15 protein-coding genes are annotated in these 16874 nt (G+C 66.2%); 10 read left to right on the top strand and 5 right to left on the bottom strand.

The window, feature by feature from the left end; translation table 11 throughout:
- Positions 1–6: 6 nt before the first annotated feature.
- From AC3WQY_RS02080 to AC3WQY_RS02125, 10 genes are all read left to right on the top strand, one after another.
- Positions 7–990, top strand: coding sequence for an ABC transporter permease (locus tag AC3WQY_RS02080; protein WP_285232774.1), 984 nt, complete (start codon positions 7–9; stop codon positions 988–990).
- A gap of 24 nt (positions 991–1014) precedes the next feature.
- A complete protein-coding gene (locus AC3WQY_RS02085; protein WP_492705354.1) occupies positions 1015–2472 on the top strand; it encodes an ABC transporter permease in 1458 nt (485 codons plus the stop codon).
- A 2-nt stretch (positions 2473–2474) separates the two neighbouring features.
- A complete protein-coding gene (locus AC3WQY_RS02090) occupies positions 2475–4325 on the top strand; it encodes an ABC transporter ATP-binding protein (protein WP_492705356.1) in 1851 nt (616 codons plus the stop codon).
- A gap of 279 nt (positions 4326–4604) precedes the next feature.
- A complete protein-coding gene (locus tag AC3WQY_RS02095; protein WP_285232771.1) occupies positions 4605–7532 on the top strand; it encodes a TonB-dependent receptor domain-containing protein in 2928 nt (975 codons plus the stop codon).
- Positions 7533–7603: 71 nt separating this feature from the next.
- Positions 7604–8812, top strand: a complete 1209-nt coding sequence (locus tag AC3WQY_RS02100) for an aspartyl/asparaginyl beta-hydroxylase domain-containing protein (RefSeq protein WP_492705359.1) — start codon at positions 7604–7606, stop codon at positions 8810–8812.
- Positions 8813–9244: 432 nt separating this feature from the next.
- Positions 9245–9901 (top strand): ABC transporter substrate-binding protein, encoded by a 657-nt coding sequence (locus AC3WQY_RS02105; protein ID WP_285232769.1) that lies wholly within the window; start codon positions 9245–9247, stop codon positions 9899–9901.
- Positions 9902–9994: 93 nt separating this feature from the next.
- A complete protein-coding gene (locus AC3WQY_RS02110) occupies positions 9995–10816 on the top strand; it encodes a MotA/TolQ/ExbB proton channel family protein (RefSeq protein ID WP_285232768.1) in 822 nt (273 codons plus the stop codon).
- Positions 10817–10838: 22 nt separating this feature from the next.
- The gene (locus AC3WQY_RS02115; protein WP_285232767.1) at positions 10839–11267 is read left to right on the top strand and encodes an ExbD/TolR family protein; all 429 of its coding nucleotides are present in this window, start codon (positions 10839–10841) and stop codon (positions 11265–11267) included.
- Positions 11268–11282: 15 nt separating this feature from the next.
- Positions 11283–11714, top strand: coding sequence for an ExbD/TolR family protein (locus AC3WQY_RS02120; protein WP_285232766.1), 432 nt, complete (start codon positions 11283–11285; stop codon positions 11712–11714).
- Positions 11715–11783: 69 nt separating this feature from the next.
- Positions 11784–13037 (top strand): hypothetical protein, encoded by a 1254-nt coding sequence (locus AC3WQY_RS02125; RefSeq protein WP_492705362.1) that lies wholly within the window; start codon positions 11784–11786, stop codon positions 13035–13037.
- 83 nt (positions 13038–13120) lie between these two features.
- Here the strand turns inward: AC3WQY_RS02125 and AC3WQY_RS02130 are convergent, their stop codons facing one another.
- The 5 genes from AC3WQY_RS02130 to lpxK form a co-directional block, all read right to left on the bottom strand.
- Positions 13121–13879 (bottom strand): 3-hydroxyacyl-CoA dehydrogenase, encoded by a 759-nt coding sequence (locus tag AC3WQY_RS02130; protein WP_339605273.1) that lies wholly within the window; start codon positions 13877–13879, stop codon positions 13121–13123.
- A 97-nt stretch (positions 13880–13976) separates the two neighbouring features.
- Positions 13977–14630, bottom strand: coding sequence for an adenylate kinase (gene adk, locus AC3WQY_RS02135; RefSeq protein ID WP_492705364.1), 654 nt, complete (start codon positions 14628–14630; stop codon positions 13977–13979).
- A gap of 130 nt (positions 14631–14760) precedes the next feature.
- Complete coding sequence (kdsB, locus tag AC3WQY_RS02140) at positions 14761–15528, bottom strand: 3-deoxy-manno-octulosonate cytidylyltransferase (protein WP_492705366.1); 768 nt, start codon at positions 15526–15528, stop codon at positions 14761–14763.
- A complete protein-coding gene (locus tag AC3WQY_RS02145) occupies positions 15525–15737 on the bottom strand; it encodes a Trm112 family protein (RefSeq protein WP_285232761.1) in 213 nt (70 codons plus the stop codon). Before AC3WQY_RS02145 ends, kdsB begins: the two co-directional genes overlap by 4 nt.
- Before the next feature lie 5 nt (positions 15738–15742).
- On the bottom strand, positions 15743–16774 hold the full coding sequence (gene lpxK, locus AC3WQY_RS02150) for a tetraacyldisaccharide 4'-kinase (protein ID WP_492705368.1): 1032 nt from the start codon (positions 16772–16774) through the stop codon (positions 15743–15745).
- Between the last annotated feature and the right edge of the window lie 100 nt (positions 16775–16874).

The raw sequence follows: 16874 nt of genomic DNA on the forward strand, positions 1-16874 counted from the left end.
GACGACATGATCAAGTACCTGCTACGTCGCCTCGGCTACGGCATCGCCGTGCTGGTGGGCGTGAACCTGCTGACCTTCTTCCTGTTCTTCTCGGTCAACACGCCCGACGACATGGCGCGCCTGAACATCGGCGGCAAGCGCGTCACCCAGGAGCAGATCGAGAAGTGGAAGACCGAGCGCGGCTACGACAAGCCGCTGTACTACGACGCCGCGCAGGCGGGCAGCCAAAAGTTCACCCACACGATTCTGTGGGAGCGCTCGATCTCGCTGATGCTGCTGGACTTCGGCCGCTCGGATGCACGCCAGGCCGTCAACATCGGGCACGAGGTCAAGGTGCGCATGGGCGTGAGCCTGCAGCTGGCGGTGCCGCTCTTCGTCCTGCAGGTGATCGTGAGCACCGCCTTCGCGCTGCTGCTGGTGTTCTTCCGCCATACCCGCATCGATTTCTGGGGCGTGGTGCTGTGCGTGCTGATGCTGTCGATCTCCAGCCTGTTCTACATCATCGTCGGCCAGTACTTCTTCTCGCGCCTGCTGCGGCTGGTGCCCATCGGCGGCTACGAGCCGGGCCTCGATGCGATCAAGTTCCTGGCCCTGCCCATCGTGCTCTCGCTGCTCTCGCGCCTGGGCGGCGAGGCGCGCCTGTACCGCGCCATGTTCCTGGAGGAGGTGGGCAAGGACTATGTGCGCACCGCGCGCGCCAAGGGGCTCTCCGAACCGGTGGTGCTGTTCCGCCACGTGCTGCGCAATGCGCTGATTCCCATCATCACCAGCGCCGGCTCCTACCTGCCCTATGTGTTCCTGGGCAGCCTGGTGTTCGAGAGCTTCTTCGGCATCCCCGGCCTGGGCGCCTTCATCATCGAGGCCATCTCGGGCCAGGACTTCGCCATCGTGCGCACCATGGTGTTCCTGGGCGCGGCCCTTTATGTGGCCAGCAATGCGCTCATCGACCTGGCCTACACCTGGGTGGATCCGCGCGTGCGGCTGTCCTGAGCCCCACATCGAAGATTAGTAATCATGTCGTCGTTCAAGATCGTCGTGCTCTGGACCGATGTGGCCCTGTGGGCCATGTTCGCCGCCTTGCTGGGCTATCTGCTGCGCATCCTGCGCCAGCCCCATGTGCGCGTCACCTGGGCGCGCGTGCTGCGCGATGCGGCCTCCTGCTGTGCCGGCGTGGTGCTGCTGCTGTTCATGGCGGTGACGCTGCTGGACAGCCTGCATTTCCGCCGCGCCCTGGATGGCGCCGAGGGCGCCGGCGCGACGGGCCAGCAGTTCTACAGCACCCGCACCGAATCGCTGCTGGACCTGCTGCTGGCGCGCCAGGTGGCGATGCGCGAGACCAGCTATTCGGCGCCGCTGGCCTACCAGGGTTTCAACAAGGACAACATCAGCGAGGGCGGTGAGGTGCGCCGCGACTACCCGCGCCTGCAGTTCGGCGGCGCCCATCTGCGCCTGCCGGCCGAGCAATGGGCGGGCGATGTGCTGGGCCGCGCCCTGCGCGGGCTGGCCTGGGGCCTGCTGGCCGTGCTGCTGCTGGGCCTGGCCATGACGGCGGCGCTCGCCGCCGGCCATGGCGGCTGGCGGAGGGCGCTGCAGGACCTGCTGCGCGACCGCACGCATTACCCGCTGCGCGCGGTGCTGCTGACCCTGGCGGTCACCGCGCTGCTGAGCGGACCCAGCATCGCGCTGATGGACCATTACCATGTGTTCGGCACCGACCGCACCGGCAACGACGTGCTCTACCAGGCGCTCAAGAGCATACGCACCGCCTTCGTGATCGGCGCGCTCTCCACCCTCGCGACCCTGCCGCTGGCCCTGGTGCTGGGCATCCTGGCCGGCTACTTCAAGGGCTGGGTGGACGAGCTGATCCAGTACCTCTACACCCTGCTGACCTCGGTGCCCAATGTGCTGCTGATCGCCGCCTGCGTGCTGATGGTGCAGGTCTTCCTCGACAAGAACCCCGATCTGTTCGAGACCGGCGTGGAGCGCGCGGACCTGAAGATGTTCCTGCTGTGCCTGATCCTGGGCGTGACGGGCTGGGCCACGCTGTGCCGGCTGATCCGCGGCGAGACGCTCAAGCTGCGCGAGCTGGACTATGTGCAGGCCGCCACCGCCTTCGGCGTCGGGCCGCTGCGCATCATGTGGCGCCACATCGTGCCCAATGTGATGCACCTGGTGCTGATCACCACGGTGCTGAGCTTCTCGGACCTGATCCTCTACGAGGCGGTGCTGACCTATGTGGGGGTGGGCGTGGACCCGGGCATGAACAGCTTTGGCGGCATGATCAATCTGGCGCGCGCCGAGATGTCGCGCGACCCGCTGGTGTGGTGGAGCTTTGCCGCGGCCTTCGGCTTCATGGTGAGCCTGGTGCTGGCCGCCAACCTGTTTGCCGATGGCGTGCGCGATGCCTTCGACCCGCGCGCCCGCAGCCTGCGCCCGCGCGTGCTGGGCCTGGCCAAGACCCGCAAGGCCTGAACATGCTGCACATCGACGATCTCAAGGTCACCCTGGATGCCGATGCCGGCCTGGTGCGCGCCATCGACGGCATGCAGCTGACGCTCCAGCGCGGCGAGACCTTTGCCCTGGTGGGCGAATCGGGCTGCGGCAAGAGCATGACGGCGCTGGCGCTGATGCGCCTGCTGCCCGACAACGGCCGCATCACGGCAGGGCGGCTGGAGCTGGACGGGCGCGAGGTGTTCGGCCTCAGCGAGGCGCAGATGCGCGGCGTGCGCGGCGGCCGCATCGGCATGATTTTCCAGGAGCCCGCCACCAGCCTGAATCCGGTCATGCGGGTGGGCGCGCAGATCGTCGAGGCGATCGAGGCGCACACCGCCCTGCGCGGCGCCCAGGCGCGCGCCAAGGCGATCGACTGGCTGAGGCGGGTCGGCATTCCCGAGCCCGAGCGCCGCATCGACGAATACCCGTTCCGCCTGTCGGGAGGGCAGAAGCAGCGCGTCATGATCGCGATGGCGCTGGCCGCAGAGCCGGATTTCCTGATCGCCGACGAGCCCACCACCGCGCTGGACGTGACGATACAGGCGCAGATCCTGCAGCTGCTCAAGGAACTGCAGCGCGAGCGCGGCCTGGGCCTGCTGCTCATCACCCACGATCTGGCGGTGGTGGCCGGCATGGCGCACCAGGTGGCGCTGATGTATGCGGGCCAGATCGTCGAGCTGGCGCCGGCGGCCGAGTTCTTTGCCGAGCCCAAACACCCCTATGCGCGGCTGCTGCTGCAGGCCCTGCCGGATGCCGGCAAGCGCGGCGCGGCCCTGGCGGCCATCGCCGGCACGGTGCCGCCGCTGTGGCTGCAGTTCGAGGGCTGCCGTTTTGCGCCGCGCTGCGACCGCGCCATGCGGCACTGCGCCGCGCAGCCGCCGCTGCTGAGCCAGGTGGCGCCGACGCATGAGGTGCGCTGCCTGCTCTATAGCGCGCCGGGCGAGGCCCTGCCGGCCGCCGCACCGGCGCGGCCCGACACCGCCCCGGCCGCGGCGCCAGCGCCGGGCGCGCAGCCCCTGCTGGCGGTGCGCGATCTGCGCGTTGTCTACCGCCTGGGTGGTGGGTTGTGGGGCGGCGGCCAGCGCGAGTTCCGGGCGGTGGACGGCGTGTCCTTCGACATCCCTGCAGGGCAGACCCTGGCTTTGGTGGGCGAATCGGGCTGCGGCAAGACCACCTCGGGCAAGGCCATCGTGCAACTGCTGCGCCAGCAGGCGCGCATCGAGGGTCAGGCCTTGCTGGATGGGGTGGACCTGTTCGGTCTGCAGGGTCAGGCCTTGCGCGCGGCGCGCCGCCAGGTGCAGATCATCTTCCAGGACCCGTTCGCGTCGCTGAACCCGCGCATGCGCGTCATGGAGGTGCTGGAGGAGGGCCTGCTGGCGCTGCGCCCCGAGCTGGACGCGCCGGCGCGGCGCGGGCTGCTGCTGGCGCTGCTGGACCAGGTGGGCCTGCGGCGCGATGCCCTGGAGCGTTTTCCGCACGAGTTTTCGGGTGGCCAGCGCCAGCGCATCGCGATCGCGCGTGCGCTCGCGGTCCAGCCCAGGCTGATCGTCTGCGACGAACCGACCTCGGCGCTGGATGTCTCGGTGCAGGCCCAGATCCTCAATCTGCTGCGCGAACTGCAGCGCAGCCAGGGCCTGGCCTTTCTCTTCATCACCCACAACATCGGCGTGGTGGAGTACATCGCCGACGCCGTGGCGGTGATGCAGGGCGGTGCGATCGTCGAGGCAGGACGCACCGATTCGGTGCTTGAACGGCCGCGGCACGCCTACACGCGCAGCCTGCTGCAGGCCGTGCCGCGGCTGGGCTCGGCGCCCATGACCTTAGGCAGTTGACAAGCCCTTGTTCACGTGGGCCGTCCGGCGTGGCGTTGTTGCAACGAAGGCCCCCGAGGTTACCGCTGGGTTTCCTGGGGTAAGCGCTGTGTTTTCAATGACTTACGGCACTTAGCCGAAGGCCCTAGGGACATTACGGGGGAAGCTGACGCGTGACTGAATTGACACTCGCACGACCCCAATCTGAGATGGATGCTCAGGCCAAGGTCGAGCCTTATCGTGGCTCGCCAAGCGTGCCCAGTTTCAGTACGCGAATGTTTCTCACAAAGGAGTCCTTACATGTTCAAGAGGAAGAGCGTTAACGTCGCCGTCCTGCTCGCCCTGGGCGCTGCCCTGCCCGGCGTTGCAATGGCGCAAGAATCACTGCAGCGTGTCGAGATCACCGGTTCGCGCATCAAGACCATCGACACCGAGGGCCAGAGCCCGGTCGTGGTGCTGGGCGCCGAAGCCATCAAGGCCGACGGTATCCGTACCGCGGAAGGCCTGCTGAACAACCTGCCCCAGGTCTTCGCCGACTACGGCGGCAGCGTGTCGAACGGCTCCACCGGCACCGCCACCGTCAACCTGCGCAACCTCGGCTCGAGCCGCACCCTGGTGCTGGTGAACGGTCGCCGCATGCCTGCCGGCAGCCCGCGCAACACCGCCGCTGACTTGAACCAGATCCCGGTTTCGATGATCAGCCGCGTTGAAATCCTGACCGGCGGCGCTTCCGCCGTGTACGGTGCCGACGCCGTGGCCGGCGTGGTCAACTTCATCCTGAAGGACAACTTCCAGGGTGTGGAGTTCGACGCCACCTACTCGGGCTACAACCACCAGCAGAACAACCCCTCGGGCGTGGCTGACATCGTCGCCGGCCGTGCCAAGACCAACCCGACCGGCTTCCAAGTCCCTGGCGACAAGGGCCTGGACGGCATCACGCGCGAATTCAGCGTCACCGTGGGCGGCAACTTCGCCGACGGCAAGGGCAACGCCACGCTGAACTTCACGGCCCACAAGGAAAACGCGCTGCTGCAAAGCGAGCGCGATTTCTCGTCCTGCTCGCTGGGCATTGCTTCTGGCGGCAAGGCCTTCAACTGCGGTGGCTCGTCCACCAGCTACCCCGGCCGTTTCTTCCTGAACCAGGGCAGCTTCACGGTGGCTGATGCCGCCGGCAATGCACGTCCGTTCTCGGCCGCGACCGACCAGTACAACTTCGGCCCGCTGAACTACTTCCAGCGCCCGGCTGACCGCTACTCGGCCACCGCGATCGCGCACTACGACATCAACGACATGGCCCGCGTGTACGCACAGCTGGGCTTCCACGATGACCACACCGTGGCACAGATCGCACCTAGCGGCCTGTTCGTGTTCGACACCTCCACCGCCGGTGGCATCAAGTTCGAGAACCCCTTCCTGACGGACTCGTGGAAGGCCGTGCTGGCCGCGTCCAACGCCGATGAAGGCAAGACCTTCAACAAGGCTGGCGATGTCGCCAACATCCTGATCGCGCGTCGCAACGTCGAAGGCGGCGGCCGTCAGGACGACCTGCGCCACACCTCCTACCGTGCCATCGTCGGCGTGAAGGGCGATATCGGTGCCTGGAGCTATGACGCCTTCGGCCAGGTCGCTCGCGTGGTCTACCAAGAGACTTACAAGAACGACTTCTCCAACAACCGCATCGGCAAGTCGCTGGACGCCGTGAAGGACGCCAACGGCAACATCGTCTGCCGCTCGGCCCTGGACGGCTCCGACCCGAACTGCGTGCCCTACAACATCTGGGCGCTGGGCAAGGTGACTCCTGAGGCGCTGGCCTATCTGCAGACCCCGGGCTTCCAGAAGGGCTTCACCAACCAGGGCGTTTTCGGCGCCTCGGTGGCCGGTGACCTGACCGAGTACGGCCTGAAGCTGCCGACCGCACGCTCTGGCGTGGGCGTCGCCTTCGGTGTGGAGCGTCGCACCGAGCAGCTGGAACTGTCGACCGACTCGGCCTTCACCACCGGTGACCTGGCTGGTCAGGGCGGCCCCACCATCGGCGTGGGCGGCAAGTACAGCGTGGACGACATCTACGGCGAAGTGCGCGTGCCGCTGGCCGAGCGTCAGCCCTACGCCTATGCGATGAACCTGAACGCTTCGTACCGCCATTCGAAGTACAGCACCGGCCCGCAGACCGATACCTACGGTACCGGCCTCGAGTGGTCGCCCGTCAAGGAAGTGAAGCTGCGCGCCAGCTACCAGCAGGCCGCACGTTCGCCCAATGTGGTTGAGCTGTACGCTTCGCAGTCGCAAGGCCTTTACAACAACGACAGCGATCCTTGCGCCGGCACCGCGCCTACCGCCACCCTGGCGGAATGCGCACGCACCGGCGTGACGGCGGCCCAGTACGGCAAGATCATCGACAGCCCGGCTGGCCAGTACAACGGTCTGTTCGGTGGCAACCCCAACCTGAAGCCTGAGACTGCCAACAGTATCACCTTCGGTGTGGTGGCCTCGCCGCTGAAGGACCTGAACGTCTCGCTGGACTACTTCTCGATCAAGCTGAAGGACGCCATCAGCGCCCTGCCGCCGACGACCACGCTGTCGCAGTGCCTGAAGACTGGCGATCCGAAGTTCTGCAGCCTGATCCAGCGCGACAAGTTCGGCTCGCTGTGGCTGACCACCGGCGCCCAGATCATCTCGACCAACATCAACGTTGCGTCGCAGAAGACCCAGGGCCTGGACGTGGGCGTGGACTACGGCATGCGCCTGGGCGACATGGGCAAGCTGGACCTGAGCTTCCTGGGTACCTACCTGAAGGAACTGGCCTACGAGACCGTGCCTGGCCTGGGTTCGTTTGACTGCGCTGGCTACTACGGCTCGACCTGCGGCACGCCCGCTCCGAAGTGGCGTCACAAGCTGCGCGCTTCCTGGGCTACCCCCTGGGGCATCAACGCAGCTCTGACCTGGCGCTATTTCGGCAAGGTTGACGTGGATGCAAGCAGCAGCAACGAGCAACTGGCTGGTACGGTGAGCGAAATCAGCAAGACCTTCAGCGCCCAGAACTATCTGGACCTGTCGGCCTCTTACAAGCTGACGAAGAACATCACGCTGGCTGCCAGCATCAACAACCTGCTGGACAAGGATCCCCCGCTGGCCGTGACCGGCGCCCCCTTCGGCAACGGCAACACCTACCCGGTGGTGTACGACGCCCTGGGCCGTCGCATCACGCTGAACCTGAACGCCAAGTTCTAAGTTCCAGCGCGTAAGTCAAAGCGCCTGTGCTTGCACAGGCGCTTTTTTCTTTGCTGTTGTACCGTCTGAACATGAACACTTCGACATCCGGCGCTGTGCCCGGTCTGCCCGGCGAACTCGCCGACCTGGCGGCGCGTGCGCAGCAGGCCCTGATGCGGCGCGACGTGGCGGCTGCCCGTGCCCTGCTGGAGCGCCTCAGCGAGCTCCAGCCTAACAACCCGCAGCCGTGGCTGCAGTTGGCCATGCTGTTCCGCATGCTCAAGGACGAGGCCAACGAGGAGCGCGTGCTGCACCGCGCCCTGGAGGCCGACTCGCATGACTTGATGGCGCTCATCATGCGCGGCAAGTTGCTGGAGCGGCAGGGCCGCACGCACGAGGCGGTGAGCGCCTACGAGGGTGTCACCGCGGTGGCGCCGGATGCTGAACGCGTCGTCGCCGAGTTGCGTGCGCCGGTCCAGCATGCGCGCGATTACGTGCTGCGCTACAAGCAGCGTTTCGGCGATTTTGTCGATCGCTTCATCGCCGAGCAGGGCGTGCAGCTCGAGTCCAGGGAGCTGGACCGCTTCCGCCTGTCGCTCGATATTCAGTTCGGGCGCAAGAAGCGCTATGACGCGCAACCGATGGGTTACTTCATGCCGCAACTCGTGCCCGTCGAGTTCTTCGAGCGCCAGACATTTCCCTGGCTGGACGAGATCGAAGCGGCGACCGATGCGATACGCGACGAATTTCTTGGCGTGCTGGCGCAGGAGGAGGGCTTCACGCCCTATCTGACCTACGGCAGCGACGCGCCCTTGAACCAATGGGCCGAACTCAACAACTCGCCGCGCTGGAGCGCCTTTCACCTGCTCAAGGACGGCGTGCCCGTGCCCGCCAACGCGGCCAAATGCCCCCGCACCATGCAGGCGCTGCGCGCCGCCCCGCAGCCCGATCAGCTCGGGCGTACGCCGGTGGCGATGTTCTCGCTGCTCAAGCCGCGCACCCGCATTCCGCCGCATGTGGGGATCAGCAACGCGCGTTTGGTGACGCATCTGCCGTTGATCGTGCCGGCGGGTTGCGGCTTCAGGGTTGGCAACCAGGTTCGTGAATGGGTGCCCGGCCAGGCCTGGGTGTTCGACGACACCATCGAGCACGAAGCCTGGAATGACAGCGACAAGTTGCGCGTGGTCCTGATCTTCGACGTCTGGCATCCGGCCCTCAGCGAAGCGGAGCGCCGCGCCGTCACTCTGCTGACCCAGGCCGAACAGGCCTTCCTGGGCAGGGCGGGGGGCTTCGACCTCTGAGTATGAGCTGCTGCGGGTAAACACGGAACCGCGCGTTGCATTGCACCAATCAAATACCAGTAAGATACCAAATATGAAGACGTGGGGTCTGCGATGCGGCCTGCGGGGCGGCATCGGCGCCAAGTGAGCTTCGCGCCGGGCTGGGGTAAGCCCCATGTCAGGCGCGAATCCCATCTCGGTTATGATCTCGCCCGACGGAGCAGGGTCCAAATGTAGTGAAACTACAGACGGAAGCCGGCTTTCGTTGCGCCCGTGGCCGCAAGCCAGCGGGCATTTTTTGTTGAGTCGGGTTTCCGTCGTGCCCAGTGCTTTCGTTGATCGCAGGTCTTGAAATGCTGGGTCAGGAGGCGTCCCTCGTGCAGGCGCTGTGAAGAGTCGTACTCCCCCACGTGTCTTGATGAATGAGTTTCGCAGTCTTATGAAGGAGCGCGCATGAACTTTGCGCAGGAGAACAACGGCTCGTCGCGCGTGACAGGTTTCGGTGTCGTGGTGGTGATCCACGTATTCCTGATCTGGGCGCTGGCAAGCGGTTTGGCCCGCAAGGCCGTCGAGGCCATCAAGGGTCCGATCGATGTGAAGGTGGTGGAGGAGAAGGTCAAGCCGCCGCCGCCGGTGGAGAAGCTGTTGCCGCCTCCGCCCGACATGAAGGCGCCGCCGCCGCCGTTCGTGCCGCCGCCTGAGGTGCAGGTGACCGCGCCGACGCCGCCGCAACAAACGATTTCCGTCCAGAGCAACACGCCGCCGCCGACGCGCGAAGTGTCTGCCACGCCTCCGCCCAGGCCTGTGGAAGCTCCGCCGGCGCCGGTGAAGCGCGAAGGCCCGCCCAAGGCGAGCATGGTCTGTACCAAGATGGGTCAGCCCGAAGTGCCTGGCGTGAGCTGGAGTGGTGAAGCGCTGTTCAAGGTGCTGGCGACCGTCAAGTCGGGTCGCGTCACGGCCATCGAAGTCACCAGCGTGAAGATGCAGGGCGGCAACGACCGCAAGGCGCAACGCGCGATGCTGGGTGCGATCGAAGCCACGCTGCGCGACAGCTATGAATGCCCGGGCGATCACGTGTTCGAGCAGGAATTCCTGTTCCGTATCAACTGATCACCCTAGTTTCCGAATACCGGGATGTGGCTGGGACCCATCCCGTTCTGTCTAACCTGAGTTCCCGATCTCTTTTGCGTAGGAGTTGACTCCATGATCTCTCGTATCTCCGCCTTGTTTGCGGCAATCGCCTTTGCTGCGACCCTGGCCGTTTCGCCCATGGCTCAAGCTCAAGCTCCTGCTGATGCCGCTTCCGCAGTGGCTGCCGATGCCGCTCCCGCTCCTGCCGCCGCGCCTGCCGCGAAGAAGGAAGAAAACCCCTACGGTCTGATGCATACCCTGTCGCATGGCGACATGGTGTCCAAGGGCGTGCTGGGCCTGCTGCTGATCATGTCCATGGGTTCGTGGTACATCCTCTTCACCAAGCTGTGGGACACCCAGAAGCTGAGCAGCGAAGCCAAGGAAGTCCGCGCCACCTTCTTCAAGAAGGCCAATCTGGCTGAAGGCGTCAAGGGCCTGAACGAAACCGGCGCATTCCGCTACATCGCTCAGAGCGCCATCGAGGCTTCCGAGCACCATGAAGGCGCGCTGACCGAGAACATCGACCACAACACCTGGGTGACGATGAACATCGATCGCTCGGTGGCAGAAGTGCAGAGCCGCGTGCAAGGTGGCCTGGGCTTCCTGGCAACCGTCGGTTCGACCTCTCCCTTCATCGGCCTGTTCGGCACGGTGTGGGGCATTCTGCAAGCGCTGACCGCCATCGGTGTGGCCGGCCAGGCTTCGATCGACAAGGTGGCTGGCCCTGTGGGTGAAGCCCTGATCATGACCGCCATCGGTCTGGCCGTCGCTGTGCCGGCCGTGCTGGGTTACAACTGGCTGGTGAACCGCAACAAGTCGGTGATCGCGCAAGTGCGTGCCTTCGCTGGCGACCTGCACGGCGTGCTGATGGGCAACCGTCAAGTCAAGCGCTAATCGATAGCCCCGGAGCACCATCATGGGCATGAACGTCGGATCATCTTCCGGCGATGATGAAGTGGTCTCGGCCATCAACACCACGCCCCTCGTGGACGTGATGTTGGTGCTGCTGATCATCTTTCTCATCACCATTCCGGTGGTGACGCAGTCGGTGGCGTTGAATCTCCCCAAGGAGACCAACCAAGTCCGCGTTACCAAGCCGGAAAACATTGAAATCGCGGTGACCAAGGACGGCGACGTCTACTGGTACACCGCCCTGGTGCCGGACAACGAGGCCCTGGTCACACGCCTGAAGAAGGTTTCGGTGCTCAATCCGCAGCCCGAAGTCCATATTCGCGGCGACGACAAGGCTCGTTACGAATCGGTGGGCCGCGTGATGGTGGCTTGCCAACGTGCCGGCATCCTGAAGATCAGCTTCGTCACCGAGCCTCCGGCTCGCGGTGGTTGAGCCCAGGAGAACAGCATGGGAATGAATGTTGGTAGTTCGAGCGGCTCGGACGAACCGGAAGTGATGATGGACGTCAATACGACGCCCCTCATCGACGTGATGCTGGTGCTGCTGGTGATGTTGATCATCACCATCCCCATCCAGCTGCATTCGGTGAATCTGGACATGCCCGCGGGCAACCCGCCGCCTCCGCTCAAGGAGCCGGTGGTGCACGAAGTGTTCATCGACTTCGACGGCACGGTGAGCTGGGATGGCGTGGCGCTGGCCGATCAGGCCAGCGTGGAAGCCAAGCTGGCCGAAATCGCTGCCATGGCTGACCAGGAAGAGGTGCACATCAAGCCCAACAAACTGGTCGAGTACGGTAATGTGGCCGCAGTGATGGCCGCGGCGCAGCGACTCGGTGTCAAGAAGATGGGCATGGTCGGCAACGAACAGTTCCTGAACTGATGACCGCTTGATTGAATTGAACGCGCTGTCCGCAAGGCCGGCGCGTTTTTCTTCGTAGGAGATAGACGAATGAAGCTCAAAAGCTTGGCCTCGGCGACCCTGTGTGCCGCGGCATTGGTGTTCAGCCTGAGCCCGCAGGGAGAGCTTGGGTTTGCTCAAGCCGTCGCGCAGGCCGAAACCGTGCGTCCCGAAGTGGGCAAGCATCTGAAAGATGCCTCAGCCCTCATCAAGGGTGGCAAGTACAAGGAAGCGCTGGCCAAGGTGCGTGACGCCGAGGCCGTGGCGGGCCGAACCGCCGCCGAGAACAACGCGATCGAAGGCATGCGCGTGGCCGCTGCGTCGGGCGCGGGCGACGCCGAGTCCATGGTGCGGGGCTTCGAGGCGCTGAAGGCCGCCGGCAAGCTGGCCGGCCCCAGCCAGCTGCAGATGATGGAGTCGATTGCCGGCACCTATCTGCGCGGTGGCAATGCCGCCAAGGCGCTGGAATGGTCCAACAAATACTTCGCGGCCGGCGGCAGCAGCCCGACCATGAAGCAGGTGCAGAGCCAGGCGCAGTTCAAGTCCGGCGACATGGGCGCCGTGCTGAAGGACACGCTGGCCGAGTTGCAGGCGGACGAGAAGGCCGGCAAGGTGCCGACTCAGGACAAGCTGAACCTGCTGCTGTACGCGGCCCAGAAGAAGAACGACGCCGGCGCGGAGGCCTTTGCCACCGAGAAGCTGCTGAACTACTACCCCACCAAGCAGTTGTGGGCCCAGTTGCTCGGCAGCCTGCCGAGCAAGAAGGGTTTCTCGGACCGCTTCGCCCTGGACGTCTATCGCCTCAAGCTGGTCACCGGCAATATGCGCGACGCCAACGACTACATGGAAATGGCGCAGCTCGCTGCCCAGGCCGGCTATCCCGACGAGGGCAAGCAGGTGGTCGACAAGGGCCTGGCCGCCAATGTGCTGGGCCAGGGTACCGAGGGTGCGCGCCACAAGCGCCTGGCCGACCTGCTGGCCAAGAAGATCGCTGAGGCCAAGGCCGCCCAGACGGGTGCCGAGAAGGACGCTCAGGAAGCCAAGGACGGCAATGCGCTGATCACCCTGGGTCTGGCCTTTGCCCATCGCGGCGAGGCCGCCAAGGGCGTCAAGCTGATCGAGCAGGGCATCGAGAAGGGCAATCTGAAGCGCCCCGAAGATGCCAAGCTCTACCTGGGTCTGGCCCAGTTCATCGGCGGCGATGCGGTCAAGGCCCAAGCCACCTGGCGCGGCGTCAAGGGCACGGACGGCGTCGCCGATCTGGCACGTCTGTGGAGCGTGCAGGCGCGCACCAGCAAGAAGTGATGCGCGGCTGATTTGAGCCCGTACGAGAAAGGCCCCGGAGTGGCAACACTCCGGGGCCTTTTGTCTTGCAAGCCCGCGTAGGATTATTTCGGTGCCATGCGGATCGCGCCGTCCAGGCGGATCACCTCGCCGTTGAGCATCTCGTTGGTGACGATCTGGTGCACCAGCTTGGCATAGTCCTCGGGGCGGCCGAGGCGCGAGGGGAAGGGCACGCTGGCGGCCAGCGCATCCTGCACCTCCTGCGGCATGCCGAACAGCATCGGCGTGCCGAAGATGCCGGGGGCGATGGTCATGTTGCGGATGCCGTTGCGCGCCAGATCGCGCGCGATCGGCAGCGTCATGCCCACCACGCCGCCCTTGGACGCGGCGTAGGCCACCTGGCCGATCTGGCCGTCGTAGGCGGCCACCGAGGCGGTCGAGATCATCACGCCGCGCTCGCCGGTGGCCTCGGGCTCGTTCTTGCACATGGCCTCGGCGGCCAAGCGGATCATGTTGAAGCTGCCCACCAGGTTCACATTGATGACCTTGGCAAACAGCGCCAGCGGATGCGCGCCATCCTTGCCCACCGTTTTCACCGCCGGTGCGATGCCGGCGCAGTTCACCAGGCCCATCAGCTTGCCCAGGCTCAGCGCCTTGGCGATCACTGCCTGGCCATCGGCCTCCTGGCTCACATCGCACTTGACGAATGCGCCGCCCAGTTCGGCCGCCAAGGCCTCGCCGCGCTCGGCCTGCAAGTCCGCGATCACGACCTTGGCGCCTTCGCGCGTGAGCATGCGTGCCGTGCCTTCGCCCAGGCCCGAGGCGCCGCCTGTGACGATGAATACCTTGCCTGCGATCTCCATGATGTCTCCTGCTGAGTGACGTTAACGTAAACGTCAATTGTCGGGCAAAAACAAAGCCGCTGAGAAGCGGCTTGTGGGCTTTGCGGCTTGCGCCGGATCAGCTCAGTGCGGCGAGGGCGCGCTGGGTGATCTCATCCACCGAGCCGATGCCTTCGATGCGGCGGTACTTGGGCGCCTGGGCATCGCCCTGGGCTGCCCAGTTCGAGTAGTAGTCCACCAGCGGTCGCGTCTGCGCCTGGTAGACGTCCAGGCGCTTGCGCACGGTTTCTTCCTTGTCGTCGTCGCGCTGGATCAGTTCCTCGCCCGTGAGGTCGTCCTTGCCATCCACCTTGGGCGGGTTGAACTTGACGTGGTAGGTGCGGCCCGAGGCCACATGCACGCGCCGGCCGCTCATGCGTTCGATGATGGCGCTGTTGGGCACATCGATCTCGAGCACGAAATCCAGCTTCACGCCGGCCGCCTTCATGGCGTCGGCCTGCGGGATGGTGCGGGGGAAACCGTCGAACAGAAAGCCCTTGGCGCAATCGGCCTGGGCAATGCGTTCCTTCACCAGGCCGATGATGATCTCGTCGCTGACCAGGCCGCCGGCGTCCATGATCTTCTTCGCGGCCAGACCCATTTCGGTGCCGGCCTTGACGGCGGCACGCAGCATGTCGCCGGTGGAAATTTGCGGGATGCCGAATTTCTGGCAGATGTAGGCCGCTTGGGTGCCTTTACCGGCGCCGGGCGCGCCAAGAAGAATCAGTCGCATGGGTCTCCTCAATACTCAACAAGGGCTGCCCATACGGCGGGCCGGCCCCAGACACTGCCGGCGAGGATAGCATGGGCAAGCCTACTGGCCGCTGACGCGCGGCAGGCCGACGATGGGGTGTAACCCGGGGCTAGCCGGCCGCCGGGCCGGCGGCAACGAGCGCACGCACGCGCGCCAGATCCTCGGGGGTGTCGACGCCGGGCCCAGGCTGCTGCTCGCTCACATGCACCGCGATGCGTTCGCCATGCCAGAGCACGCGCAGCTGCTCCAGGGCCTCGATCTGCTCCAGCGGGCTCACCGCCAAGCTGGGAAAGCGGCGCAGGAAACCGGCGTGGTAGCCGTACAGGCCGACATGACGCAGCACCGCACCGGCATGCGGTTGCGCGCCGCCGCCGGGCGCATCGCGCCACCAGGGAATGGGCGCGCGCGAGAAGTACAGCGCGGTTCGGCGCGCATCGGTCACCAACTTCACTACATTGGGGTTGGCGAATTCCTCGGCGCTGTGGATGGCATGCGCCACCGTGCTCATCACGCAGTCGGGCCGCTCGGCCAGCAGCGCGGCGCAGGCGCGGATCATGGCCGGCTCGATCAGCGGCTCGTCACCCTGCACATTCACCACCAGGTCCTGGCCATCCAGCCCCAGCAGGCCGCAGGCCTCGGCCAGGCGGTCGCTGCCGCTGGGGTGGTCGGGGCGCGTCAGCAGGGCGCGCATGCCATGCGCCGCGCAGGCCGCCACAACCTCCGGCGCATCGCTGGCCACCACCACCTGCGCGGCGCCCGCGAGGGCAGCGCGCTGCGCCACCCGCACCACCATGGGCAGGCCATGGATGTCGGCCAGCGGCTTGTTGGGCAGCCGCGTGGAGGCCAGGCGCGCCGGGATGATGACGCTGAACTTCATGCCGCGGGCATGCTCGGCTGGGCCGGTGCCGTGGACGCGGGATCGATGGCGCGCGCCTCGTTCTCCAGCATCACCGGAATGCCGTCGCGCACCGGGAAGGCCAGGCGATCGGCGTGGCAGACCAGCTCGCGGCCAGTTTCGTGGCGCAGATGTTCCAGCGGGCCCTTGCAGATGGGGCAGACCAGCATTTCCAGCAATCTTGTGTCCATGATCTCTAGCGCAGCAGCCCCTGCACTGCGGTGCGCAAGGCCTGCTGAAAAGCGTGTTCGGGGCTGAAGTCTAGCGCCACCACCCAGATCGGCACGCCGCCGCAGCGCGCCGGGTCCAGCTTGACGGCATCCTTTTCTGTCACCAGCACCGCCGCGCTGCGGCCGGCCCAGGGCAGGGTGCGAAAGTCGTAGTGGTCCGGCAGCGGCAGCTCCTCGAAGCTCAGGCCGGCCTCGCGCAGCATTGCGAAGAAGCGCCCCGGCTGCGCCATGCCGGCGGCCGCCAGCAAGACCTGACCCCGCAAGGCCTGCAGGGCCTCGGCACTGGCGGGGACGCCCTGCCACCAGTCGGCCAGGCCGACCGCGCCACGCAGACGCCGCTGCGCCAGGAAGCCCGGCAGCGCGGTGCTGGGCCTTGCCGCGTTGTAGAGCACCAGCTGGGTCGCGGCGCTGCCCGGCGGCGCCGGCAGGGGGCCGCGCTGGCGCAGCGGGCCGGCCGGGAGCAGGCGGCCGTTGCCCAGACCGCGCTCGTCGAACACCAGCACGCTGAGCTGACGCGGCAGGCGCCAATGCTGCAGGCCGTCGTCGCTGATCAGGATCTGCAGCTCCGGGTGGGCTTCCATCAGGGCGCTTGCGGCGGCGCTGCGGTCGCGCCCCACGGCCACCGGCACGCGCGCGCGCAGATGGATCAGCAGCGGCTCGTCGCCCACCTCGCGGGCCGATGACGCCGCGCTCACCAGGGCCAGCGGCTGCGCCTCGGCGCGGCCGTAGCCGCGCGAGATCACGCCGGCGCGCAGCTTCAACGCGGCCAGCTGCTCCAGCAGATAGAGGGTGGTGGGGGTCTTGCCGGCGCCGCCGACGATCCAGTTGCCGACCACGATCACCGGCGCCGGCAGGCTGGCGCTGCGTTTGATCCGCAGCCGGTAGAGCAGCACGCGCAGGCGCAGCAGGGCGGCGTGCAGGGCACCCAGCGGCCGCAAGGCCTGGGCCAGCCAGTCGTCGTCCCGCCAGGCCGCCTGGATGCGCTCGGCCCAGCCCATCCTAGAGCGTGTTTGCGACCCCGTCATAGCGCCCGTTGCCCCGCAAAGGCAGTGGATGCAAGGCGCAAACCGCAGCCGGGTTGGACACCCGGCGAGGATT

Source organism: Roseateles sp. FW301-B2 (assembly GCF_058788955.1).

What these genes read in the sequence shown, in the direction of transcription:
- AC3WQY_RS02080 (WP_285232774.1), top strand. Translation starts at nt 7, where the DNA reads ATGATCAAGTACCTGCTACGTCGCCTCGGCTACGGCATCGCCGTGCTG.
- AC3WQY_RS02085 (WP_492705354.1), top strand. Translation starts at nt 1,015, where the DNA reads ATGTCGTCGTTCAAGATCGTCGTGCTCTGGACCGATGTGGCCCTGTGG.
- AC3WQY_RS02090 (WP_492705356.1), top strand. Translation starts at nt 2,475, where the DNA reads ATGCTGCACATCGACGATCTCAAGGTCACCCTGGATGCCGATGCCGGC.
- AC3WQY_RS02095 (WP_285232771.1), top strand. Translation starts at nt 4,605, where the DNA reads ATGTTCAAGAGGAAGAGCGTTAACGTCGCCGTCCTGCTCGCCCTGGGC.
- AC3WQY_RS02100 (WP_492705359.1), top strand. Translation starts at nt 7,604, where the DNA reads ATGAACACTTCGACATCCGGCGCTGTGCCCGGTCTGCCCGGCGAACTC.
- AC3WQY_RS02105 (WP_285232769.1), top strand. Translation starts at nt 9,245, where the DNA reads ATGAACTTTGCGCAGGAGAACAACGGCTCGTCGCGCGTGACAGGTTTC.
- AC3WQY_RS02110 (WP_285232768.1), top strand. Translation starts at nt 9,995, where the DNA reads ATGATCTCTCGTATCTCCGCCTTGTTTGCGGCAATCGCCTTTGCTGCG.
- AC3WQY_RS02115 (WP_285232767.1), top strand. Translation starts at nt 10,839, where the DNA reads ATGGGCATGAACGTCGGATCATCTTCCGGCGATGATGAAGTGGTCTCG.
- AC3WQY_RS02120 (WP_285232766.1), top strand. Translation starts at nt 11,283, where the DNA reads ATGGGAATGAATGTTGGTAGTTCGAGCGGCTCGGACGAACCGGAAGTG.
- AC3WQY_RS02125 (WP_492705362.1), top strand. Translation starts at nt 11,784, where the DNA reads ATGAAGCTCAAAAGCTTGGCCTCGGCGACCCTGTGTGCCGCGGCATTG.
- AC3WQY_RS02130 (WP_339605273.1), bottom strand. Translation starts at nt 13,879, where the DNA reads ATGGAGATCGCAGGCAAGGTATTCATCGTCACAGGCGGCGCCTCGGGC.
- adk (WP_492705364.1), bottom strand. Translation starts at nt 14,630, where the DNA reads ATGCGACTGATTCTTCTTGGCGCGCCCGGCGCCGGTAAAGGCACCCAA.
- kdsB (WP_492705366.1), bottom strand. Translation starts at nt 15,528, where the DNA reads ATGAAGTTCAGCGTCATCATCCCGGCGCGCCTGGCCTCCACGCGGCTG.
- AC3WQY_RS02145 (WP_285232761.1), bottom strand. Translation starts at nt 15,737, where the DNA reads ATGGACACAAGATTGCTGGAAATGCTGGTCTGCCCCATCTGCAAGGGC.
- lpxK (WP_492705368.1), bottom strand. Translation starts at nt 16,774, where the DNA reads ATGGGCTGGGCCGAGCGCATCCAGGCGGCCTGGCGGGACGACGACTGG.